Origin of the sequence: [Enterobacter] lignolyticus SCF1 (assembly GCF_000164865.1) — a bacterium.
In the GTDB taxonomy this organism is placed as follows: domain Bacteria; phylum Pseudomonadota; class Gammaproteobacteria; order Enterobacterales; family Enterobacteriaceae; genus Enterobacter_B; species Enterobacter_B lignolyticus.
Genome location: NC_014618.1, coordinates 4,508,923 through 4,531,734, shown reverse-complemented (window position 1 = coordinate 4,531,734; position 22,812 = coordinate 4,508,923). Strand labels below are relative to the sequence as shown.

General features: G+C 53.8%; 15 protein-coding genes, 6 tRNA genes and 3 rRNA genes. 23 read left to right on the top strand and 1 reads right to left on the bottom strand.

Annotated features, from left to right (window positions below; genetic code table 11):
- Positions 1-93 precede the first annotated feature (93 nt).
- The 11 genes from pepQ (at position 94) to birA (ending at position 11,677) form a co-directional block, all read left to right on the top strand.
- A complete protein-coding gene (gene pepQ, locus ENTCL_RS21000) occupies positions 94-1,425 on the top strand; it encodes a Xaa-Pro dipeptidase (protein ID WP_013368136.1) in 1,332 nt (443 codons plus the stop codon).
- Positions 1,425-2,039, top strand: a complete 615-nt coding sequence (locus ENTCL_RS20995) for an IMPACT family protein (RefSeq protein WP_013368135.1) — start codon at positions 1,425-1,427, stop codon at positions 2,037-2,039. The genes pepQ and ENTCL_RS20995 overlap by 1 nt, the downstream gene beginning before the upstream one ends.
- A 40-nt stretch (positions 2,040-2,079) precedes the next feature.
- A complete protein-coding gene (trkH, locus tag ENTCL_RS20990) occupies positions 2,080-3,531 on the top strand; it encodes a Trk system potassium transporter TrkH (protein WP_013368134.1) in 1,452 nt (483 codons plus the stop codon).
- An 11-nt stretch (positions 3,532-3,542) separates the two neighbouring features.
- Positions 3,543-4,076 (top strand): menaquinone-dependent protoporphyrinogen IX dehydrogenase, encoded by a 534-nt coding sequence (gene hemG / locus ENTCL_RS20985; protein WP_013368133.1) that lies wholly within the window; start codon positions 3,543-3,545, stop codon positions 4,074-4,076.
- Between the two features lie 402 nt (positions 4,077-4,478).
- Positions 4,479-6,017, top strand: a 16S ribosomal RNA gene (locus ENTCL_RS20980).
- A gap of 71 nt (positions 6,018-6,088) precedes the next feature.
- A tRNA-Ile gene (locus ENTCL_RS20975) sits at positions 6,089-6,165 on the top strand.
- Between the two features lie 38 nt (positions 6,166-6,203).
- Positions 6,204-6,279, top strand: a tRNA-Ala gene (locus tag ENTCL_RS20970).
- 178 nt (positions 6,280-6,457) lie between these two features.
- Positions 6,458-9,363: ribosomal RNA gene (locus ENTCL_RS20965) — 23S ribosomal RNA — on the top strand.
- A gap of 65 nt (positions 9,364-9,428) precedes the next feature.
- Positions 9,429-9,544 (top strand): 5S ribosomal RNA (gene rrf / locus ENTCL_RS20960).
- Together the 16S, 23S and 5S rRNA genes with 2 tRNA genes alongside form the textbook arrangement of a ribosomal RNA operon.
- A gap of 145 nt (positions 9,545-9,689) precedes the next feature.
- Complete coding sequence (murB, locus tag ENTCL_RS20955; protein WP_013368132.1) at positions 9,690-10,718, top strand: UDP-N-acetylmuramate dehydrogenase; 1,029 nt, start codon at positions 9,690-9,692, stop codon at positions 10,716-10,718.
- On the top strand, positions 10,715-11,677 hold the full coding sequence (birA, locus tag ENTCL_RS20950) for a bifunctional biotin--[acetyl-CoA-carboxylase] ligase/biotin operon repressor BirA (RefSeq protein WP_013368131.1): 963 nt from the start codon (positions 10,715-10,717) through the stop codon (positions 11,675-11,677). Before murB ends, birA begins: the two co-directional genes overlap by 4 nt.
- A gap of 37 nt (positions 11,678-11,714) precedes the next feature.
- Here the strand turns inward: birA and coaA are convergent, their stop codons facing one another.
- A complete protein-coding gene (gene coaA, locus ENTCL_RS20945) occupies positions 11,715-12,665 on the bottom strand; it encodes a type I pantothenate kinase (protein WP_013368130.1) in 951 nt (316 codons plus the stop codon).
- A gap of 393 nt (positions 12,666-13,058) precedes the next feature.
- Here coaA and ENTCL_RS20940 point away from each other — a divergent pair.
- The 12 genes from ENTCL_RS20940 to rpoB all read left to right on the top strand — a co-directional run bounded on the left by ENTCL_RS20940 (position 13,059) and on the right by rpoB (position 22,785).
- Positions 13,059-13,134: transfer RNA gene (locus ENTCL_RS20940), tRNA-Thr, on the top strand.
- A gap of 8 nt (positions 13,135-13,142) precedes the next feature.
- Positions 13,143-13,227: transfer RNA gene (locus ENTCL_RS20935), tRNA-Tyr, on the top strand.
- Between the two features lie 115 nt (positions 13,228-13,342).
- Positions 13,343-13,417, top strand: a tRNA-Gly gene (locus ENTCL_RS20930).
- A gap of 5 nt (positions 13,418-13,422) precedes the next feature.
- Positions 13,423-13,498 (top strand) — tRNA-Thr (locus ENTCL_RS20925).
- Between the two features lie 112 nt (positions 13,499-13,610).
- On the top strand, positions 13,611-14,795 hold the full coding sequence (tuf, locus tag ENTCL_RS20920; RefSeq protein ID WP_013368129.1) for an elongation factor Tu: 1,185 nt from the start codon (positions 13,611-13,613) through the stop codon (positions 14,793-14,795).
- A gap of 222 nt (positions 14,796-15,017) precedes the next feature.
- Positions 15,018-15,401 carry a preprotein translocase subunit SecE gene (gene secE, locus ENTCL_RS20915; RefSeq protein WP_013094999.1) on the top strand — a complete coding sequence of 128 codons (384 nt, stop codon included), beginning with the start codon at positions 15,018-15,020 and terminating at the stop codon, positions 15,399-15,401.
- Between the two features lies 1 nt (position 15,402).
- A complete protein-coding gene (gene nusG / locus ENTCL_RS20910) occupies positions 15,403-15,948 on the top strand; it encodes a transcription termination/antitermination protein NusG (protein WP_001287521.1) in 546 nt (181 codons plus the stop codon).
- 143 nt (positions 15,949-16,091) lie between these two features.
- On the top strand, positions 16,092-16,520 hold the full coding sequence (gene rplK / locus ENTCL_RS20905; protein ID WP_013368128.1) for a 50S ribosomal protein L11: 429 nt from the start codon (positions 16,092-16,094) through the stop codon (positions 16,518-16,520).
- A gap of 3 nt (positions 16,521-16,523) precedes the next feature.
- A complete protein-coding gene (rplA, locus tag ENTCL_RS20900; RefSeq protein WP_013368127.1) occupies positions 16,524-17,228 on the top strand; it encodes a 50S ribosomal protein L1 in 705 nt (234 codons plus the stop codon).
- Positions 17,229-17,503: 275 nt separating this feature from the next.
- Positions 17,504-18,001, top strand: coding sequence for a 50S ribosomal protein L10 (gene rplJ, locus ENTCL_RS20895; protein ID WP_002438625.1), 498 nt, complete (start codon positions 17,504-17,506; stop codon positions 17,999-18,001).
- A 66-nt stretch (positions 18,002-18,067) separates the two neighbouring features.
- Positions 18,068-18,436 carry a 50S ribosomal protein L7/L12 gene (gene rplL / locus ENTCL_RS20890; RefSeq protein ID WP_035890291.1) on the top strand — a complete coding sequence of 123 codons (369 nt, stop codon included), beginning with the start codon at positions 18,068-18,070 and terminating at the stop codon, positions 18,434-18,436.
- Between the two features lie 320 nt (positions 18,437-18,756).
- Positions 18,757-22,785, top strand: a complete 4,029-nt coding sequence (rpoB, locus tag ENTCL_RS20885; protein ID WP_013368125.1) for a DNA-directed RNA polymerase subunit beta — start codon at positions 18,757-18,759, stop codon at positions 22,783-22,785.
- The last annotated feature ends 27 nt before the right edge of the window (positions 22,786-22,812 follow it).

Here is a 22,812-nt window from a genome sequence, read left to right as displayed (position 1 = left end):
TGACGGCTGGATCACGCTCGGCAGAAATCACGCACCCCTGAATCGATGTGCTAAGATGCGGGGACTTATGGTCAAAAAACAGAAGGGTAAAACATGGAATCGCTGGCCACACTCTATAAAAATCATATCGTTACGCTACAGGAACGGACCCGTAATGTGCTGGAACGCTTTAAGCTTGATGCGCTACTTATTCATTCTGGCGAACTGTTTAACGTCTTTCTTGACGATCATCCGTACCCGTTTAAGGTAAACCCGCAGTTTAAAGCGTGGGTGCCTGTGACCCAGGTGCCGAACTGCTGGCTGCTGGTCGATGGCGTTAACAAGCCGAAATTGTGGTTTTATCTGCCGGTAGACTACTGGCACAACGTTGAGCCGCTGCCGACCTCCTTCTGGACCAATGACGTCGAGGTTATCGCCCTGCCGAAAGCCGACGGTATTGGCAGTCAGCTGCCCACCGCTCGCGGCAACATTGCCTATATTGGACCGGTCGCCGAGCGCGCGATGGGGCTGGATATTGCGGCAGACAACATCAACCCGAAAGGGGTTATCGATTACCTGCACTACTACCGCGCGTATAAAACCGATTATGAGCTGGCCTGCATGCGCGAAGCGCAGAAGATGGCGGTTAACGGTCACCGCGCCGCGCACGAAGCGTTTTTGTCCGGGATGAGCGAGTTTGACATTAACCTCGCCTACCTGACGGCGACGGGGCATCGCGATACCGATGTGCCTTACAGCAACATTGTTGCGCTCAACGAGCATGCTTCCGTGCTGCACTACACCCGGCTGGATCACCGCGCACCGTCGGAAATTCGCAGCTTCCTGCTTGATGCGGGCGCGGAGTACAACGGCTATGCGGCTGACCTGACCCGCACCTGGGCGGCGCACGGCGATAGCGACTTTGCCCATCTGATAAAAGATGTGAACGATGAGCAGCTGGCGCTGATCGGCACCATGAAGGCGGGCGTGAGCTACGTCGATTACCACGTGCAGTTCCATCAGCGCATCGCGAAACTGCTGCGTAAGCACCACATCATTACCGACATGAGCGAAGAGGCGATGGTGGAAAACAACATTACCGGGCCGTTTATGCCGCACGGTATTGGCCATCCGCTGGGCCTGCAGGTGCACGACGTGGCCGGATTTATGCAGGATGATACCGGCACGCATCTTGCCGCGCCGTCTAAATACCCGTATCTGCGCTGCACCCGCGTGCTGGAGCCGCGTATGGTGCTGACCATTGAGCCGGGCATCTACTTTATTGAGTCCCTGCTGGCGCCGTGGCGTGAAGGGCCGTTCAGCAAACACTTCAACTGGCAGAAAATCCAGGCGCTGAAGCCGTTTGGCGGCATTCGCATTGAAGATAACGTTGTGATTCACGAGAAGAGCGTGGAGAACATGACGCGGGATCTGAAGCTGGCGTAATGGAGAGCTGGCTGATTCCGGCGGCGCCGGTCACCGCGATCGAGGAGATCAAAAAAAGCCGCTTCATTACGCTCCTGGCGCATACCAACGGCGTAGAGGCGGCGAAAGCGTTTGTTGAATCGGTAAAAGCGGCGCACCCGGACGCCCGCCACCACTGCGTGGCGTGGGTGGCGGGGCCACCGGATGATTCGCAGCAGCTGGGGTTTTCCGATGACGGCGAACCGGCGGGTACGGCGGGCAAGCCAATGCTCGCCCAGCTGATGGGCAGCGGCGTTGGCGAGATAACCGCAGTGGTTGTCCGCTACTACGGCGGGATCCTGTTGGGAACCGGCGGCCTGGTGAAAGCCTACGGCGGCGGCGTCCATCAGGCGCTGGCGGCGCTCACCACCGTGCGCAAGAGGCCGCTGACCGAATATACGTTGCAGTGCGAATATGCCCAGCTGGCGGGGATTGAATCCCTGCTTGGGCAGTTTTCCGGTAAAATTGTGAGCAGCGATTATCAGGCTGTTGTACAACTGCGGGTGGCGCTGGCGCAGGCTGAACTGGCGGCTTTTTCGGCAAAACTGGCTGATTTTAGTCGCGGCGCGTTGCAATTGCGCGAGATTGACGAATAATCCCCGGTTTACTTTTTGCTTATCTAAGGAAGCGGCAGTGATGCATTTTCGCGCCATAACCCGAATCGTTGGACTTCTGGTCATTTTGTTTTCAGGAACGATGATTGTTCCCGGGCTGGTGGCATTGATATACCGCGATGGTGCAGGACGCGCGTTCACGCAGACGTTTTTCGTCGCGCTGGCGATTGGCTCCCTGCTGTGGTGGCCTAACCGTAAGCAGAAGGGCGAGCTGAAATCCCGCGAAGGTTTTCTGATCGTCGTACTGTTCTGGACGGTGCTGGGGAGCGTGGGTGCGCTGCCCTTTATCTTTGCCGAGCAGCCGAGCCTGACGGTGACGGACGCTTTCTTTGAATCCTTTTCTGGTTTAACGACGACCGGCGCGACGACGCTGGTGGGGCTGGATTCACTCCCCCATGCGATCCTCTTTTATCGCCAGATGCTGCAGTGGTTTGGCGGTATGGGGATCATTGTGCTGGCGGTGGCCATCCTGCCGATACTGGGCGTCGGGGGGATGCAGCTCTATCGGGCCGAAATGCCAGGGCCGTTGAAAGATAACAAAATGCGCCCGCGTATCGCCGAGACGGCGAAAACGCTGTGGCTGATTTATGTGTTGTTGACCGTGGCCTGCGCGCTGGCGCTGTGGTTTGCCGGAATGCCAGCCTTTGACGCGATAGGGCACAGCTTTGCCACTATCGCTATCGGCGGTTTCTCCACGCACGACGCCAGCGTGGGCTACTTCAACAGCCCGACTATCAACACCATCATCGCTATCTTCCTGCTAATTTCCGGCTGTAACTATGGCCTGCACTTTTCGCTGCTGAGCGGCCGTAGCCTCAAGGTTTACTCGCGCGATCCCGAATTCAGAATGTTTATCGGCGTGCAGCTGACGCTGGTGGTGGTGTGTACCCTGGTGCTGTGGTTCCACGATGTCTATAACTCGGCGATGACAACGCTTAACCAGGCGTTTTTCCAGGTGGTGTCGATGGCGACGACCGCAGGCTTCACTACCGACAGCATTGCGCGCTGGCCGCTGTTCCTGCCTGTTTTGCTGCTGTGCTCTGCGTTTATCGGCGGCTGTGCGGGGTCAACGGGCGGGGGGCTGAAGGTTATCCGTATCCTGCTGCTGTTTAAGCAGGGCAACCGCGAACTGAAGCGTCTGGTACATCCGAATGCGGTGTACAGCATCAAGCTCGGCAACCGCGCGCTGCCGGAACGTATTCTGGAAGCGGTGTGGGGCTTTTTCTCCGCTTACGCGCTGGTCTTTATTGTCAGCATGCTGGCTATTATCGCCACCGGCGTGGATGACTTCTCGGCCTTTGCGTCCGTTGTGGCGACGCTCAATAACCTCGGGCCGGGGCTTGGCGTGGTGGCCGACAACTTTGCCAGCATGAACCCGGTCGCGAAGTGGATCCTGATTGCCAACATGCTGTTTGGTCGTCTGGAGGTCTTTACGCTGCTGGTGCTGTTTACCCCCACCTTCTGGCGCGAATAACAGGAGTGTTTGTGAAACTATTGATTCTTTTCTCCACCCGTGACGGGCAAACGCGCGAGATTGCCGCTTCGCTGGCCTCCGAGCTCAAAGAGCAGGGCTTCGACGTGGATGTGGTGAATCTGCATCGTTCGGAGCAGATTGACTGGCAGGCCTATCAGGGTGTGGTGATTGGCGCATCGATTCGTTACGGGCACTTTCATCCGCTGCTCGACAGCTTTGTGAAGAAGCATCAGCAGTCGCTGGCGCAGCTGCCTTCCGCGTTCTACTCGGTGAACCTGGTGGCGCGCAAGCCGGAGAAGAGCACGCCGCAGACCAATAGCTATACGCGCAAGTTTTTGCTGAGCTCGCCGTGGCGTCCGGACCTTTGCGCCGTTTTCGCCGGGGCGCTGCGCTACCCGCGCTATCGCTGGTTCGATCGCTTTATGATTCGGCTGATTATGAAGATGACCGGCGGAGAAACCGATACGCATAAAGAGGTGGTGTATACCGACTGGCGTCAGGTTGCGGTTTTTGCCCAGGAAATCGCTCAGTTCGTGCGCAAATAGCCTGTAAAACCGGCTCATCGCCTGGAAAATAGCCGAACGAAAAGTTTTTTGAAATTTCCTCTTGTCACTTCAGAATTACTCCCTATAATGCGCCTCCACTGACACGGAACAACGGCATACAGGCCGCCGGGTCAGCGGGGTTCTCCGGCGAAAGCCAGCGGGAACATCACAGAGAAAAGCAAAAATAAATGCTTGACTCTGAAGCGGGAAAGCGTAATATGCACACCCCGCGCCGCAGCGAAAAACAACGCGGCACTGCTCTTTAACAATTTATCAGACAATCTGTGTGGGCACTCAAAGTGACATGGATTCTTAATGTCCTCGGACACTAAATGAATACCAAGTCTCTGGAGTGAACACGTAATTCATTACGAAGTTTAATTCTAAGAGCATCAAACTTTTAAATTGAAGAGTTTGATCATGGCTCAGATTGAACGCTGGCGGCAGGCCTAACACATGCAAGTCGAACGGTAGCACAGAGAGCTTGCTCTCGGGTGACGAGTGGCGGACGGGTGAGTAATGTCTGGGAAACTGCCTGATGGAGGGGGATAACTACTGGAAACGGTAGCTAATACCGCATAACGTCGCAAGACCAAAGTGGGGGACCTTCGGGCCTCATGCCATCAGATGTGCCCAGATGGGATTAGCTAGTAGGTGGGGTAACGGCTCACCTAGGCGACGATCCCTAGCTGGTCTGAGAGGATGACCAGCCACACTGGAACTGAGACACGGTCCAGACTCCTACGGGAGGCAGCAGTGGGGAATATTGCACAATGGGCGCAAGCCTGATGCAGCCATGCCGCGTGTATGAAGAAGGCCTTCGGGTTGTAAAGTACTTTCAGCGAGGAGGAAGGCATTAAGGTTAATAACCTTGGTGATTGACGTTACTCGCAGAAGAAGCACCGGCTAACTCCGTGCCAGCAGCCGCGGTAATACGGAGGGTGCAAGCGTTAATCGGAATTACTGGGCGTAAAGCGCACGCAGGCGGTCTGTCAAGTCGGATGTGAAATCCCCGGGCTCAACCTGGGAACTGCATTCGAAACTGGCAGGCTTGAGTCTCGTAGAGGGGGTAGAATTCCAGGTGTAGCGGTGAAATGCGTAGAGATCTGGAGGAATACCGGTGGCGAAGGCGGCCCCCTGGACGAAGACTGACGCTCAGGTGCGAAAGCGTGGGGAGCAAACAGGATTAGATACCCTGGTAGTCCACGCCGTAAACGATGTCTATTTGGAGGTTGTTCCCTTGAGGAGTGGCTTCCGGAGCTAACGCGTTAAATAGACCGCCTGGGGAGTACGGCCGCAAGGTTAAAACTCAAATGAATTGACGGGGGCCCGCACAAGCGGTGGAGCATGTGGTTTAATTCGATGCAACGCGAAGAACCTTACCTGGTCTTGACATCCACGGAATTTGGCAGAGATGCCTTAGTGCCTTCGGGAACCGTGAGACAGGTGCTGCATGGCTGTCGTCAGCTCGTGTTGTGAAATGTTGGGTTAAGTCCCGCAACGAGCGCAACCCTTATCCTTTGTTGCCAGCGGTTAGGCCGGGAACTCAAAGGAGACTGCCAGTGATAAACTGGAGGAAGGTGGGGATGACGTCAAGTCATCATGGCCCTTACGACCAGGGCTACACACGTGCTACAATGGCATATACAAAGAGAAGCGACCTCGCGAGAGCAAGCGGACCTCATAAAGTATGTCGTAGTCCGGATTGGAGTCTGCAACTCGACTCCATGAAGTCGGAATCGCTAGTAATCGTGAATCAGAATGTCACGGTGAATACGTTCCCGGGCCTTGTACACACCGCCCGTCACACCATGGGAGTGGGTTGCAAAAGAAGTAGGTAGCTTAACCTTCGGGAGGGCGCTTACCACTTTGTGATTCATGACTGGGGTGAAGTCGTAACAAGGTAACCGTAGGGGAACCTGCGGTTGGATCACCTCCTTACCTTAAAGAACCTGCCTTTGTAGTGTCCACACAGATTGTCTGATGAAAAATGAGCAGTAAAAAATCTCTGCAGGCTTGTAGCTCAGGTGGTTAGAGCGCACCCCTGATAAGGGTGAGGTCGGTGGTTCAAGTCCACTCAGGCCTACCAAATTTGCGATGCAAATTTGATGAGGTTTTAACTACGATGGGGCTATAGCTCAGCTGGGAGAGCGCCTGCTTTGCACGCAGGAGGTCTGCGGTTCGATCCCGCATAGCTCCACCATCTTTACTGCGACACAAGAAAACTTCAGAGTGAACCTGAAAAGGTGCACTGCGAAGTTTTGCTCTTTAAAAATCTGGATCAAGCTGAAAATTGAAACGACACACCTTAATGGTGTGTTCGAGTCTCTCAAATTATCGCAAACCGGTGATGAATCGAAAGAAACATCTTCGGGTTGTGAGGTTAAGCGACTAAGCGTACACGGTGGATGCCCTGGCAGTCAGAGGCGATGAAGGACGTGCTAATCTAGCGAAAAGCGCCGGCGAGGTGATATGAACCTTTGACCCGGCGATGTCCGAATGGGGAAACCCAGTGTGATCCGTCACACTATCATTAACTGAATCCATAGGTTAATGAGGCGAACCGGGGGAACTGAAACATCTAAGTACCCCGAGGAAAAGAAATCAACCGAGATTCCCCCAGTAGCGGCGAGCGAACGGGGAGGAGCCCAGAGTCTGAATCAGCGCGTGTGTTAGTGGAACGGTCTGGAAAGTCCGGCGATACAGGGTGACAGCCCCGTACACGAAAATGCACACGCTGTGAACTCGAAGAGTAGGGCGGGACACGTGGTATCCTGTCTGAATATGGGGGGACCATCCTCCAAGGCTAAATACTCCTGACTGACCGATAGTGAACCAGTACCGTGAGGGAAAGGCGAAAAGAACCCCGGCGAGGGGAGTGAAAAAGAACCTGAAACCGTGTACGTACAAGCAGTGGGAGCCTCTTAATGGGGTGACTGCGTACCTTTTGTATAATGGGTCAGCGACTTATATTCTGTAGCAAGGTTAACCGAATAGGGGAGCCGAAGGGAAACCGAGTCTTAACTGGGCGTTAAGTTGCAGGGTATAGACCCGAAACCCGGTGATCTAGCCATGGGCAGGTTGAAGGTTGGGTAACACTAACTGGAGGACCGAACCGACTAATGTTGAAAAATTAGCGGATGACTTGTGGCTGGGGGTGAAAGGCCAATCAAACCGGGAGATAGCTGGTTCTCCCCGAAAGCTATTTAGGTAGCGCCTCGTGAATTCATCTTCGGGGGTAGAGCACTGTTTCGGCTAGGGGGTCATCCCGACTTACCAACCCGATGCAAACTGCGAATACCGAAGAATGTTATCACGGGAGACACACGGCGGGTGCTAACGTCCGTCGTGAAGAGGGAAACAACCCAGACCGCCAGCTAAGGTCCCAAAGTCATGGTTAAGTGGGAAACGATGTGGGAAGGCACAGACAGCCAGGATGTTGGCTTAGAAGCAGCCATCATTTAAAGAAAGCGTAATAGCTCACTGGTCGAGTCGGCCTGCGCGGAAGATGTAACGGGGCTAAACCATGCACCGAAGCTGCGGCAGCGACACTATGTGTTGTTGGGTAGGGGAGCGTTCTGTAAGCCGTTGAAGGTGTGCTGTGAGGCATGCTGGAGGTATCAGAAGTGCGAATGCTGACATAAGTAACGATAAAGCGGGTGAAAAGCCCGCTCGCCGGAAGACCAAGGGTTCCTGTCCAACGTTAATCGGGGCAGGGTGAGTCGACCCCTAAGGCGAGGCCGAAAGGCGTAGTCGATGGGAAACAGGTTAATATTCCTGTACTTGGTGTTACTGCGAAGGGGGGACGGAGAAGGCTATGTCATCCGGGCGACGGTCGTCCCGGTTTAAGCGTGTAGGTGTGTGTTCCAGGCAAATCCGGAGCACTTTAACACTGAGGCGTGATGACGAGGCACTACGGTGCTGAAGTGACAGATGCCCTGCTTCCAGGAAAAGCCTCTAAGCATCAGGTAACACGAAATCGTACCCCAAACCGACACAGGTGGTCAGGTAGAGAATACCAAGGCGCTTGAGAGAACTCGGGTGAAGGAACTAGGCAAAATGGTGCCGTAACTTCGGGAGAAGGCACGCTGATATGTAGGTGAAGCCCCTGCGGGTGGAGCTGAAATCAGTCGAAGATACCAGCTGGCTGCAACTGTTTATTAAAAACACAGCACTGTGCAAACACGAAAGTGGACGTATACGGTGTGACGCCTGCCCGGTGCCGGAAGGTTAATTGATGGGGTTATCCGTAAGGAGAAGCTCTTGATCGAAGCCCCGGTAAACGGCGGCCGTAACTATAACGGTCCTAAGGTAGCGAAATTCCTTGTCGGGTAAGTTCCGACCTGCACGAATGGCGTAATGATGGCCAGGCTGTCTCCACCCGAGACTCAGTGAAATTGAACTCGCTGTGAAGATGCAGTGTACCCGCGGCAAGACGGAAAGACCCCGTGAACCTTTACTATAGCTTGACACTGAACATTGAGCCTTGATGTGTAGGATAGGTGGGAGGCTTTGAAGTGTGGACGCCAGTCTGCATGGAGCCAACCTTGAAATACCACCCTTTAATGTTTGATGTTCTAACGTGGACCCGTGATCCGGGTTGCGGACAGTGTCTGGTGGGTAGTTTGACTGGGGCGGTCTCCTCCCAAAGAGTAACGGAGGAGCACGAAGGTTGGCTAATCCTGGTCGGACATCAGGAGGTTAGTGCAATGGCATAAGCCAGCTTGACTGCGAGCGTGACGGCGCGAGCAGGTGCGAAAGCAGGTCATAGTGATCCGGTGGTTCTGAATGGAAGGGCCATCGCTCAACGGATAAAAGGTACTACCGGGGATAACAGGCTGATACCGCCCAAGAGTTCATATCGACGGCGGTGTTTGGCACCTCGATGTCGGCTCATCACATCCTGGGGCTGAAGTAGGTCCCAAGGGTATGGCTGTTCGCCATTTAAAGTGGTACGCGAGCTGGGTTTAGAACGTCGTGAGACAGTTCGGTCCCTATCTGCCGTGGGCGCTGGAGAATTGAGGGGGGCTGCTCCTAGTACGAGAGGACCGGAGTGGACGCATCACTGGTGTTCGGGTTGTCATGCCAATGGCATTGCCCGGTAGCTAAATGCGGAAGAGATAAGTGCTGAAAGCATCTAAGCACGAAACTTGCCCCGAGATGAGTTCTCCCTGAGACTTTAGGTCTCCTGAAGGAACGTTGAAGACGACGACGTTGATAGGCCGGGTGTGTAAGCGCAGCGATGCGTTGAGCTAACCGGTACTAATGAACCGTGAGGCTTAACCTTACAACGCCGAAGATGTTTTGGCGGATTTGAGACGATTTTCAGCCTGATACAGATAACAGAATTTGCCTGGCGGCACTAGCGCGGTGGTCCCACCTGACCCCATGCCGAACTCAGAAGTGAAACGCCGTAGCGCCGATGGTAGTGTGGGGTCTCCCCATGTGAGAGTAGGGAACTGCCAGGCATCAATCAAGTGAAGAGCCCATCCTGACGGATGGGCTTTTTGCGTTTTTGTCCTTTTCTCAGTTGAGAAGACCTGCAGACAAACTAATCACCCATCTCCGCGCATATACGGTAAACTAGCCGGGTTTTTGCATCTGGAACCTGCTATGAACCACTCCCTGAAATCCTGGAATACCTTCGGAATTGACCGCCATGCGGCACGTATCGTCAGCGCTGACACCACCTCCGAACTGCTGGCTGCCTGGCGGCAGGCCACTGCGGAAAATTTGCCGGTGCTGATCCTCGGCGAAGGCAGCAACGTGCTGTTTCTGGAAGACTATGATGGTCTGGTGCTGGCTAACCGTATTAAGGGAATTGCCGTTTCTGAGCAGGCTGATGCCTGGCATCTGCACGTTGGCGCCGGAGAGAACTGGCATAATCTGGTGAAGTTCACGCTGGATAACAATATGCCAGGGCTCGAGAATTTAGCGCTCATTCCGGGCTGCGCAGGCTCATCGCCAATTCAGAATATCGGCGCCTACGGCGTGGAGCTGCAGCGCGTGTGTGAATACGTTGACTGCGTTGAGCTGGCAACCGGCAAAGCATCCCGCCTGACGGCGGCAGAATGCCGTTTTGGCTATCGCGACAGCATCTTCAAGCATGAATATCAGGATAAATACGTGATTGTGGCCGTGGGACTTCGCCTGGCGAAAACCTGGCAGCCGGTCCTGAGCTATGGCGACCTGACGCGCCTCGATCCGCACAGCGTTACGCCGGAGCAGGTTTTCGATGCCGTCTGCCACATGCGTATGACAAAGCTCCCCGATCCTAAGGTTCATGGCAACGCCGGTAGTTTCTTTAAAAATCCGGTTGTCCCGGCCGCTGAGGCCGCCGCATTGCTGGCAGGTTACCCGGACGCCCCGCATTACCCGCAGGCAGATGGCCGCGTGAAGCTCGCCGCAGGCTGGCTTGTCGACCGCTGCCAGCTCAAAGGTAAATCGCTGGGAGGCGCTGCGGTACACCGTCAGCAGGCGCTGGTGCTGATCAATGAAAATAACGCCACCAGTGACGATGTCGTCGGTCTGGCGCACTATGTTCGCCAGCAGGTTGGCGAGAAGTTTAACGTCTGGCTTGAGCCCGAGGTGCGCTTTATCGGCCGCCGCGGCGAGGTCAATGCGGTGGAGGCCATTGCGTGAAGGACAATACGATCCCATTAACGCTGATTTCAATTCTTTCCGACGGTGGCTTCCATTCCGGCGAACAGCTGGGAGAACAGCTGGGCATGAGCCGGGCGGCTATCAATAAACACGTTCAGACGCTGCGAGACTGGGGCGTTGATGTATTCACTGTTCCTGGCAAGGGATATAGCCTCCCTGAGCCGATTCAGCTGCTGGATGAAGCCTTTATCCGTTCCCACATCGAGTCAGGCTCAGTGACCGTTTTACCTGTTATCGACTCTACCAACCAGTATCTGCTCGACAGGCTAAGCGAACTTTACTCTGGCGATACCTGTGTTGCGGAATATCAGCAGGCCGGGCGCGGGCGCCGCGGGCGTAAGTGGTTCTCCCCTTTTGGCGCCAATCTCTATCTGTCCATGTACTGGCGGCTGGAGCAGGGACCTGCGGCCGCGATTGGCCTGAGCCTGGTGATTGGTATTGTGATGGCCGAAGTTTTGCAGCGCCTCGGCGCTGAGGGCGTTCGGGTAAAATGGCCAAACGACCTCTACCTGCAGGATCGTAAACTTGCCGGCATCCTGGTCGAACTGACAGGAAAAACCGGAGATGCTGCGCAGATCGTCATCGGCGCTGGCGTTAACCTGACGATGCGCCGGGTAGAGTCAGAGGTGGTGAATCAGGGCTGGACTAACCTGCAGGAAGCGGGGATCAGGATCGATCGCAATATGCTGGCAGTCCAGTTAATTAAAGAACTTCGCGAGGCGCTGAACCTGTTTGAGCAGGAGGGGTTGACGCCTTATCTTTCGCGTTGGGAAAAACTGGATAACTTTATCAATCGCCCGGTAAAACTGATTATTGGCGAGAAAGAAATCTTTGGTATTTCGCGTGGCATTGATACTCAGGGGGCGCTTCTGCTGGAGCAGGATGGCGTTATTAAGCCGTGGGTTGGCGGTGAAATATCGCTACGCAGCGCAACGTGATGCAGAATTAAAAGGGAGCCGCCTGGGCTCCCTTTTTTTATTTCCGTAGGCGGACTTCTTCTACCGAGTGGTTCGCGCTCTTGGTCAGAATTAAGCTTGCTCGTTCACGCGTTGGTAGAATATTTTCTTTAAGGTTCAACAGGTTGATTTCGTTCCATAATGAGGTGGCGATATTAACTGCCTCATCTTTAGTTAATTTCGCATAGTTATGGAAATAGGAATCCGGATTGGTAAATGCGCCTTCGCGGAATTTCAGGAAGCGGTTGATATACCATGTCTGGAGAAGCGCTTCCGGCGCATCGACATAAATAGAGAAATCAACAAAATCAGAAACAAATACGTGATGCGGATCGTGTGGATAATCCATACCGCTCTGCAGGACATTTAATCCTTCGAGAATCAAAATATCAGGATGAGTGACCGTTTTATCCCCGCCAGGAATAACATCATAACTGAGGTGGGAATACACTGGCGCCGTCACGTTTGGGGCGCCTGATTTGATATCAGAGACAAACTTTACCAGACGATGCATGTCGTACGACTGCGGGAAGCCTTTCTTCTTCATCAGGCCGCGTTCTTTGAGCACCTCGTTGGGGTGCAGGAAGCCATCCGTCGTGATGAGCTCAACGCGACGATGCTCCGGCCAGCGGCTGAGCAGCGCCTGCAGAACGCGAGCCGTCGTGCTTTTGCCGACCGCCACGCTGCCGGCGATGCTGATAACGTAAGGGATGCGCTGGGCGTTAGTGCCGAGAAATTGCTCCAGCACGGCCTGGCGGCGCAGGTTCGAGCTGATGTAAAAGTTGAGCAAACGGGATAGCGGCAAATAGATCTCCGCCACTTCCTCCAGAGACAGGTCTTCGTTAATACCTTTCAAGCGCGTGATTTCCCCCTCCGTGAGGGTCATAGGCACGGAATCACGAAGTGCGGCCCACTGGCTGCGGTTGAACTGTACATAGGGCGTCATTAACGTTTGCTCTTTTTTACTCATAAGCATGTTTTGGCTGCCACGCGCGTTTCAACAGAGAAATGCGGATGGCGCATTACATTTAGTTAGTCAGGACAATGGGCAGGAGGTTAACACCAGATTGAACAGAACAAGAAGAAAAAATCAGATTAAGTGATGCTTTCAGCATAAAGCATCAATCGGCGGCCAGCGGATGGCGCGGCGCGCCCGACGGACATACGTAGATCTACGATGAGATTCGCCGCCATCACGCCAGAGGAGGGGAAAATTCTCCTGCCTCGTCGAATTTTTGTGCTCACGGGAGTGGAATAGCGTCATTTTTTATCCGGAATGCATAAAATGTGAGCGATAGAACGTTTTATGCAAATTTTTAGTTGCATGCATCGGCCGCTCTCCCTAGAATGCGCGCTACTTGATGCCGACTTAGCTCAGTAGGTAGAGCAACTGACTTGTAATCAGTAGGTCACCAGTTCGATTCCGGTAGTCGGCACCATCAAGTCCGGTGGGGTTCCCGAGCGGCCAAAGGGAGCAGACTGTAAATCTGCCGTCACAGACTTCGAAGGTTCGAATCCTTCCCCCACCACCACTTTCTGGCAGCGTTTTTGCTGCATGAGTTGGTTAAAAAATTAGCTAGCTCAAACATATAAAGAGAGAAATCTCTTTTTTGTTACAGAAAGAACTGGGTAGCCGAGTTTCAGGATGCGGGCATCGTATAATGGCTATTACCTCAGCCTTCCAAGCTGATGATGCGGGTTCGATTCCCGCTGCCCGCTCCAGACGTGCTGATATGGCTCAGTTGGTAGAGCGCACCCTTGGTAAGGGTGAGGTCCCCAGTTCGACTCTGGGTATCAGCACCACTTCACTATCTCCTCCCTTTTCTCTCTGTAACGCTAAATTCAACAAGTCGGGCATGTTGCCTGGTTGATGTGGTGATATCACCGATTTATCCGTGTCTTAGAGGGACAATCGATGTCTAAAGAAAAGTTTGAACGTACAAAACCGCACGTTAACGTCGGTACTATCGGCCACGTTGACCATGGTAAAACAACGCTGACCGCTGCCATCACTACCGTACTGGCTAAAACCTACGGTGGTTCCGCTCGCGCATTCGACCAGATCGATAACGCGCCGGAAGAAAAAGCTCGTGGTATCACCATCAACACCTCTCACGTTGAATATGACACCCCGACTCGCCACTACGCGCACGTAGACTGCCCGGGCCACGCCGACTATGTTAAAAACATGATCACCGGTGCTGCGCAGATGGACGGCGCGATCCTGGTTGTTGCTGCGACTGACGGCCCGATGCCGCAGACCCGTGAGCACATCCTGCTGGGTCGTCAGGTAGGCGTTCCGTACATCATCGTGTTCCTGAACAAATGCGACATGGTTGATGACGAAGAGCTGCTGGAACTGGTTGAGATGGAAGTGCGTGAACTGCTGTCTCAGTACGATTTCCCGGGCGACGACACGCCGATCATTCGTGGTTCTGCTCTGAAAGCGCTGGAAGGCGACGCAGAGTGGGAAGCGAAAATCATCGAACTGGCCGGCTTCCTGGATTCTTACATCCCGGAACCAGAGCGTGCGATTGACAAGCCGTTCCTGCTGCCGATCGAAGACGTATTCTCCATCTCCGGTCGTGGTACCGTTGTTACCGGTCGTGTAGAGCGCGGTATCATCAAAGTTGGCGAAGAAGTTGAAATCGTTGGTATCAAAGAGACTGCGAAGTCTACCTGTACTGGCGTTGAAATGTTCCGCAAACTGCTGGACGAAGGCCGTGCGGGTGAGAACGTTGGTGTTCTGCTGCGTGGTATCAAACGTGAAGAAATCGAACGTGGTCAGGTACTGGCGAAGCCGGGCACCATCAACCCGCACACCAAGTTCGAATCTGAAGTGTACATCCTGTCCAAAGACGAAGGCGGCCGTCACACTCCGTTCTTCAAAGGCTACCGTCCGCAGTTCTACTTCCGTACAACTGACGTGACTGGCACCATCGAACTGCCGGAAGGCGTAGAGATGGTAATGCCGGGCGACAACATCAAAATGGTTGTTACCCTGATCCACCCGATCGCGATGGACGACGGTCTGCGTTTCGCAATCCGTGAAGGCGGCCGTACCGTTGGCGCGGGCGTGGTTGCTAAAGTTCTCGGCTAATCGCTGATAACATTTGACGCAATGCGCAATAAAAGGGCATCATTTGATGCCCTTTTTGCACGCTTTCGAACCAGAACCTGGCTCATCAGTGATTTTTTTTGTCATAATCATTGCTGAGACAGGCTCTGAAGAGGGCGTTTAGTCCGAAACATTATTTCGGTTTGGTTCGCCTCGCGTACGCGGGGTGAAAATGTTTGTAGAATACTTCTGACAGGTTGGTTTATGAGTGCGAATACCGAAGCTCAAGGGAGCGGGCGCGGCCTGGAAGCGATGAAGTGGGTAGTCGTTGCCGTGCTGCTGATCGTGGCTATTGTGGGCAACTACCTCTATCGTGACATTATGCTGCCGCTGCGTGCGCTGGCAGTTGTAATTCTGATTGCTGCAGCGGGTGGTGTCGCGCTGTTGACGACGAAAGGCAAAGCAACCGTTGCGTTTGCCCGTGAAGCGAGAACTGAAGTCCGTAAGGTCATTTGGCCGACTCGCCAGGAAACGTTGCACACCACGCTGATTGTGGCCGCAGTTACTGCTGTAATGTCACTGATCCTGTGGGGGCTGGATGGTATTCTGGTCCGCCTGGTATCCTTTATCACTGGCCTGAGGTTCTGAGATGTCTGAAGCTCCTAAAAAGCGCTGGTACGTCGTTCAGGCGTTTTCCGGTTTTGAAGGCCGCGTAGCTACGTCGCTGCGCGAGCATATCAAATTACACAATATGGAAGAGTTGTTTGGTGAAGTCATGGTGCCGACCGAAGAAGTGGTCGAAATCCGTGGCGGCCAGCGCCGCAAGAGCGAGCGCAAATTCTTCCCGGGCTACGTACTGGTTCAGATGGTGATGAATGACGCCAGCTGGCACCTGGTGCGCAGCGTACCTCGCGTAATGGGCTTCATCGGTGGTACCTCCGATCGTCCGGCGCCGATCAGCGACAAAGAAGTCGATGCGATTATGAACCGCCTGCAGCAGGTGGGGGATAAGCCGCGTCCGAAAACGCTGTTTGAGCCAGGTGAAATGGTTCGCGTTAATGACGGTCCGTTTGCTGACTTCAACGGCGTGGTGGAAGAGGTGGACTACGAGAAGTCCCGCCTGAAAGTCTCCGTTTCTATCTTCGGCCGTGCAACGCCGGTAGAGCTGGATTTCAGCCAGGTTGAAAAAGCATAAATAAGCAGCGATCAAACGTTGCACAAGGCGCGAGATTGGAATACAATTTCGCGCCTTTTGTATTTATGGGCCTTGCGCGCATAAATCACGTATTAATCACGGGGAGCCTCCTTGAGGCGCTATACCCACTAGAGGAAATTTAAATGGCTAAGAAAGTACAAGCCTATGTCAAGCTGCAGGTTGCAGCTGGTATGGCTAACCCGAGCCCACCGGTAGGTCCGGCTCTGGGTCAGCAGGGCGTAAACATCATGGAATTCTGCAAAGCGTTCAACGCCAAAACTGATTCCATGGAAAAAGGTCTGCCGATTCCGGTAGTTATCACTGTTTACGCTGACCGTTCTTTCACTTTCGTAACCAAGACTCCGCCGGCTGCCGTTCTGCTGAAGAAAGCTGCAGGCATCAAGTCTGGTTCCGGTAAGCCGAACAAAGAGAAAGTTGGTAAAATTTCTCGCGCTCAGCTGCAGGAAATCGCGCAGACTAAAGCTGCCGACATGACCGGTGCCGACATTGAAGCGATGACTCGCTCAATCGAAGGTACTGCGCGTTCCATGGGCCTGGTAGTGGAGGACTAAGAAATGGCTAAACTGACCAAGCGCATGCGCGTGATCCGTGAGAAAGTTGATGCAACTAAACAGTACGACATCAACGAAGCTATCTCTCTGCTGAAAGAGCTGGCCACCGCTAAATTTACCGAAAGCGTAGACGTTGCTGTCAACCTCGGTATCGACGCTCGTAAATCTGACCAGAACGTACGTGGTGCAACTGTACTGCCGCACGGTACTGGCCGTTCTGTCCGCGTAGCCGTATTTACCCAGGGCCCGAACGCTGAAGCTGCTAAAGCAGCTGGCGCTGAGCTGGTAGGTATGGAAGATCTGGCTGACCAGATCAAGAAAGGCGAAATGAACTTTGACGTTGTTATTGCTTCCCCGGATGCAATGCGCGTTGTTGGCCAGCTGGGCCAGGTTCTGGGTCCGCGCGGCCTGATGCCAAACCCGAAAGTGGGTACCGTAACTCCGAACGTTGCTGAAGCGGTTAAAAACGCTAAAGCAGGTCAGGTTCGTTACCGTAACGACAAAAACGGCATCATCCACACCACCATCGGTAAAGTGGACTTTGACGCTGACAAACTGAAAGAAAACCTGGAAGCTCTGCTGGTTGCGCTGAAAAAAGCTAAACCGACTCAGGCGAAAGGCGTGTACATCAAGAAAATCAGCATCTCCACCACCATGGGTGCTGGCGTTGCCGTTGATCAGGCTGGTCTGAGCGCTTCTGCGAACTAAGATTAGTCTTTACGTGGGTGGTGATTTTGTCTACAATCTTACCCCCACGAAAAATTTTTCGGTTGGAGCCTGGCCTTATCCAGGCCTCCGTCCAAGACCGCAGGTGTTTCGTAACAGGAACTTAATTCCCTGCGTAGACGGTGACAGAACCTGAAGACTATTTTTTTAAGTATCTTTGGCTTGTTTCTGCTCACCGTGTTAAGACGCTCTTTTCGTTGAAAAGAGTGAAGTGAGTTCCAGAGATTTACTCTGGCAAACATCCAGGAGCAAAGCTAATGGCTTTAAATCTTCAAGACAAACAAGCGATTGTTGCTGAAGTCAGCGAAGTAGCCAAAGGCGCGCTGTCTGCAGTAGTTGCGGATTCCCGTGGCGTGACTGTAGATAAAATGACTGAACTGCGTAAAGCAGGTCGCGAAGCCGGCGTTTACATGCGTGTTGTTCGCAACACCCTGCTGCGCCGTGTTGTTGAAGGTACTCAGTTCGAGTGCCTGAAAGACGCGTTTGTTGGTCCGACCCTGATTGCATACTCTATGGAACACCCGGGCGCTGCCGCTCGTCTGTTCAAAGAGTTCGCGAAAGCGAATGCAAAATTTGAGGTCAAAGCCGCTGCCTTTGAAGGTGAGCTGATCCCGGCGTCTCAGATCGACCGCCTGGCAACTCTGCCGACATACGAAGAAGCAATTGCACGCCTGATGGCAACCATGAAAGAAGCTTCGGCTGGCAAACTGGTTCGTACTCTGGCTGCTGTACGCGATGCGAAAGAAGCTGCTTAATCGCAGTTGTCTTTATAAAGCATTCGCTTACGTATAAACTTATTCTGATATTCAGGAACAATTTAAATGTCTATCACTAAAGATCAAATCATTGAAGCAGTTGCCGCTATGTCCGTAATGGACGTTGTAGAACTGATCTCTGCAATGGAAGAAAAATTCGGTGTTTCCGCTGCTGCTGCTGTAGCTGTTGCTGCAGGCCCGGCTGCTGAAGCTGCTGAAGAAAAAACTGAGTTCGACGTAATTCTGAAAGCCGCTGGCGCTAACAAAGTTGCTGTTATCAAAGCAGTACGTGGCGCAACTGGCCTGGGTCTGAAAGAAGCTAAAGACCTGGTAGAATCTGCTCCGGCCGCTCTGAAAGAAGGCGTGAGCAAAGATGACGCTGAAGCTCTGAAAAAATCTCTGGAAGAAGCTGGCGCTGAAGTTGAAGTTAAATAAGCCAACCCTTCCGGTTGCAGCCTGAGAAATCAGGCTGATGGCTGGTGACTTTTTGGTCACCAGCCTTTTTGCGCTGTAGGGCGCCAGTAGCATTTCACACTGTTTGACTGCTGGTTAGCCTGACAATGCTTGTTTCTATCGACGACTTAATATACTGCGACAGGGCTCGCGTTCTGTGTAAATCGCAATGAAATGGTTTAAGCGTGATAGCAACAGGCATTGCGGAAAGTGTTCCATTTTCCGGTCAACAAAATAGTGTTGCATAAACTGCCCGTCGAATGGGCAGAGTGGGTCGACTTGTCAGCGAGCTGAGGAACCCTATGGTTTACTCCTATACCGAGAAAAAACGTATTCGTAAGGATTTTGGTAAACGTCCACAAGTACTGGATGTGCCATATCTCCTTTCTATCCAGCTTGACTCGTTCCAGAAGTTTATCGAGCAAGATCCTGAAGGTCAGTACGGTCTGGAAGCGGCTTTCCGCTCCGTGTTCCCTATTGCGAGCTATAGCGGCAATTCTGAGCTGCAGTATGTTAGCTATCGCCTGGGCGAGCCGGTATTTGACGTTCAGGAATGTCAGATCCGTGGCGTGACCTATTCCGCCCCGCTGCGCGTTAAGCTGCGTCTGGTGATCTACGAGCGTGAAGCGCCGGAAGGCACCGTAAAAGACATTAAAGAACAAGAAGTCTACATGGGCGAAATTCCGCTCATGACCGATAACGGTACCTTTGTCATCAACGGTACTGAGCGTGTTATCGTTTCTCAGCTGCACCGTAGCCCTGGCGTCTTCTTTGACAGCGACAAGGGTAAAACCCACTCTTCGGGTAAAGTGCTGTATAACGCGCGTATTATCCCTTACCGCGGCTCCTGGCTGGACTTCGAATTCGATCCGAAAGACAACCTGTTCGTTCGTATCGACCGTCGTCGTAAACTGCCTGCGACCATTATTCTGCGTGCGCTGAATTACACCACCGAGCAGATCCTCGATCTGTTCTTCGAGAAAGTGGTCTTTGAAATCCGCGACAACAAGCTGCAGATGGAGCTGTTGCCGGAACGCCTGCGTGGCGAAACCGCGTCGTTCGACATCGAAGCCAACGGTAAAATCTACGTTGAGAAAGGTCGTCGTATCACTGCGCGCCACATCCGCCAGCTGGAAAAAGATGAAATCAAACACATCGAAGTTCCGGTTGAGTACATCGCAGGTAAGGTTGCCGCTAAAGATTACGTTGATGAATCTACCGGCGAGCTGATCTGCCCGGCGAACATGGAGCTGAGCCTGGATCTGCTGGCGAAGCTGAGCCAGTCCGGCCACAAGCGCATTGAGACCCTGTTCACCAACGATCTGGACCACGGCCCGTACATGTCTGAAACCGTACGCGTCGACCCGACCAACGATCGTCTGAGCGCGCTGGTAGAAATCTACCGCATGATGCGCCCGGGTGAGCCGCCGACTCGCGAAGCGGCTGAAAGCCTGTTTGAGAACCTGTTCTTCTCCGAAGACCGCTATGACCTGTCTGCGGTCGGCCGCATGAAGTTCAACCGTTCTCTGCTGCGCGACGAAATCGAAGGCTCCGGCATTCTGAGCAAAGCTGACATCATCGACGTGATGAAGAAGCTTATCGATATCCGTAACGGCAAGGGCGAAGTGGACGATATCGACCACCTCGGCAACCGTCGTATCCGTTCCGTTGGCGAAATGGCGGAAAACCAGTTCCGCGTTGGCCTGGTGCGTGTAGAGCGTGCGGTGAAAGAGCGTCTGTCTCTGGGCGATCTGGATACCCTGATGCCTCAGGACATGATCAACGCCAAGCCGATTTCCGCGGCGGTGAAAGAGTTCTTCGGTTCCAGCCAGCTGTCCCAGTTCATGGACCAGAACAACCCGCTGTCTGAGATTACGCACAAGCGTCGTATCTCTGCACTCGGCCCAGGCGGTCTGACCCGTGAGCGCGCAGGCTTCGAAGTTCGAGACGTACACCCGACTCACTACGGTCGCGTATGTCCAATCGAAACCCCTGAAGGTCCGAACATCGGTCTGATCAACTCCCTGTCCGTGTACGCACAGACGAACGAATACGGTTTCCTGGAAACCCCGTATCGTAAAGTGACCGACGGCGTTGTGACCGACGAAATTCATTACCTGTCTGCTATCGAAGAAGGCAACTACGTTATCGCTCAGGCGAACTCCAACCTGGATGACGACGGCCACTTCGTAGAAGATCTGGTTACCTGCCGTAGCAAAGGCGAATCCAGCCTGTTCAGCCGCGACCAGGTCGACTACATGGACGTATCCACCCAGCAGGTGGTATCCGTCGGTGCGTCCCTGATCCCGTTCCTGGAACACGATGACGCCAACCGTGCATTGATGGGTGCGAACATGCAACGTCAGGCGGTCCCGACCCTGCGCGCTGATAAGCCGCTGGTAGGTACCGGTATGGAACGTGCTGTTGCCGTTGACTCCGGTGTAACTGCGGTTGCGAAACGCGGCGGTCTGGTGCAGTACGTGGATGCGTCCCGTATCGTTATCAAAGTTAACGAAGACGAGATGTACCCGGGCGAAGCAGGTATCGACATCTATAACCTGACCAAATACACCCGTTCTAACCAGAACACCTGCATCAACCAGATGCCGTGTGTCTCTCTGGGTGAGCCGGTTGAGCGCGGCGACGTGTTGGCTGACGGTCCGTCCACCGACCTCGGTGAACTGGCGCTCGGTCAGAACATGCGCGTAGCGTTCATGCCGTGGAACGGCTACAACTTCGAAGACTCCATCCTCGTCTCCGAGCGTGTGGTTCAGGAAGATCGTTTCACCACCATTCACATCCAGGAACTGGCGTGCGTGTCCCGTGACACCAAGCTGGGGCCGGAAGAGATCACCGCTGATATCCCGAACGTGGGTGAAGCTGCGCTCTCTAAACTGGACGAATCCGGTATCGTTTACATCGGTGCGGAAGTGACCGGCGGCGACATTCTGGTCGGTAAGGTAACGCCGAAAGGTGAAACCCAGCTGACGCCAGAAGAGAAACTGCTGCGCGCGATCTTCGGTGAGAAAGCGTCTGACGTTAAAGACTCTTCTCTGCGCGTGCCGAACGGTGTTTCCGGTACCGTTATCGACGTTCAGGTCTTCACTCGCGACGGCGTTGAGAAAGACAAACGCGCGCTGGAAATCGAAGAAATGCAGCTCAAGCAGGCGAAGAAAGACCTGTCTGAAGAACTGCAGATCCTCGAAGCGGGTCTGTTCAGCCGTATCTATGCGGTGCTGGTTTCCGGCGGCGTTGAAGCCGAGAAGCTGGACAAACTGCCGCGCGATCGCTGGCTGGAACTGGGCCTGACCGACGAAGAGAAACAGAATCAGCTGGAACAGCTGGCTGAGCAGTATGACGAACTGAAGCACGAGTTCGAGAAGAAACTCGAAGCGAAACGCCGCAAAATCACTCAGGGCGACGATCTGGCACCGGGCGTGCTGAAGATTGTTAAGGTCTATCTGGCCGTTAAACGTCAGATCCAGCCGGGTGATAAGATGGCGGGCCGTCACGGTAACAAGGGTGTTATCTCTAAGATCAACCCGATCGAAGATATGCCGCACGATGCTAACGGTACGCCGGTAGATATCGTACTGAACCCGCTGGGCGTACCGTCTCGTATGAACATCGGTCAGATTCTGGAAACCCACCTGGGTATGGCTGCGAAAGGCATCGGCGACAAGATCAACGCCATGCTGAAACAGCAGCAGGAAGTCGCGAAACTGCGCGAGTTCATCCAGCGTGCGTACGATCTGGGCGCTGACGTTCGTCAGAAAGTCGACCTGAGCACCTTCAGCGATGAAGAAGTTCTGCGTCTGGCGGAAAACCTGCGTAAAGGTATGCCGATCGCAACGCCGGTATTCGACGGTGCGAAAGAAGCGGAAATCAAAGAGCTGCTGCAGCTGGGCGACCTGCCGACCTCCGGTCAGATCACCCTGTTTGACGGCCGTACCGGTGAACAGTTCGAGCGTCCGGTAACCGTAGGTTACATGTACATGCTGAAACTGAACCACCTGGTCGACGACAAAATGCACGCTCGTTCCACCGGTTCCTACAGCCTGGTTACCCAGCAGCCGCTGGGTGGTAAGGCGCAGTTCGGTGGTCAGCGCTTCGGTGAGATGGAAGTGTGGGCGCTGGAAGCATACGGCGCAGCCTACACCCTGCAGGAAATGCTTACCGTTAAGTCTGATGACGTGAACGGTCGTACCAAGATGTATAAGAACATCGTGGACGGCAACCATCAGATGGAACCGGGCATGCCGGAATCCTTCAACGTACTGTTGAAAGAGATCCGTTCGCTGGGTATCAACATCGAACTGGAAGACGAGTAATTCTCGCTCAAACAGGTCACTGCTGCC

Coding starts and splice junctions, on each gene's coding strand:
- rplK (WP_013368128.1), top strand. CDS start 16,092: ATGGCTAAGAAAGTACAAGCCTATGTCAAGCTGCAGGTTGCAGCTGGT.
- coaA (WP_013368130.1), bottom strand. CDS start 12,665: ATGAGTAAAAAAGAGCAAACGTTAATGACGCCCTATGTACAGTTCAAC.
- trkH (WP_013368134.1), top strand. CDS start 2,080: ATGCATTTTCGCGCCATAACCCGAATCGTTGGACTTCTGGTCATTTTG.
- rplJ (WP_002438625.1), top strand. CDS start 17,504: ATGGCTTTAAATCTTCAAGACAAACAAGCGATTGTTGCTGAAGTCAGC.
- murB (WP_013368132.1), top strand. CDS start 9,690: ATGAACCACTCCCTGAAATCCTGGAATACCTTCGGAATTGACCGCCAT.
- rpoB (WP_013368125.1), top strand. CDS start 18,757: ATGGTTTACTCCTATACCGAGAAAAAACGTATTCGTAAGGATTTTGGT.
- pepQ (WP_013368136.1), top strand. CDS start 94: ATGGAATCGCTGGCCACACTCTATAAAAATCATATCGTTACGCTACAG.
- nusG (WP_001287521.1), top strand. CDS start 15,403: ATGTCTGAAGCTCCTAAAAAGCGCTGGTACGTCGTTCAGGCGTTTTCC.
- rplL (WP_035890291.1), top strand. CDS start 18,068: ATGTCTATCACTAAAGATCAAATCATTGAAGCAGTTGCCGCTATGTCC.
- rplA (WP_013368127.1), top strand. CDS start 16,524: ATGGCTAAACTGACCAAGCGCATGCGCGTGATCCGTGAGAAAGTTGAT.
- secE (WP_013094999.1), top strand. CDS start 15,018: ATGAGTGCGAATACCGAAGCTCAAGGGAGCGGGCGCGGCCTGGAAGCG.
- ENTCL_RS20995 (WP_013368135.1), top strand. CDS start 1,425: ATGGAGAGCTGGCTGATTCCGGCGGCGCCGGTCACCGCGATCGAGGAG.
- tuf (WP_013368129.1), top strand. CDS start 13,611: ATGTCTAAAGAAAAGTTTGAACGTACAAAACCGCACGTTAACGTCGGT.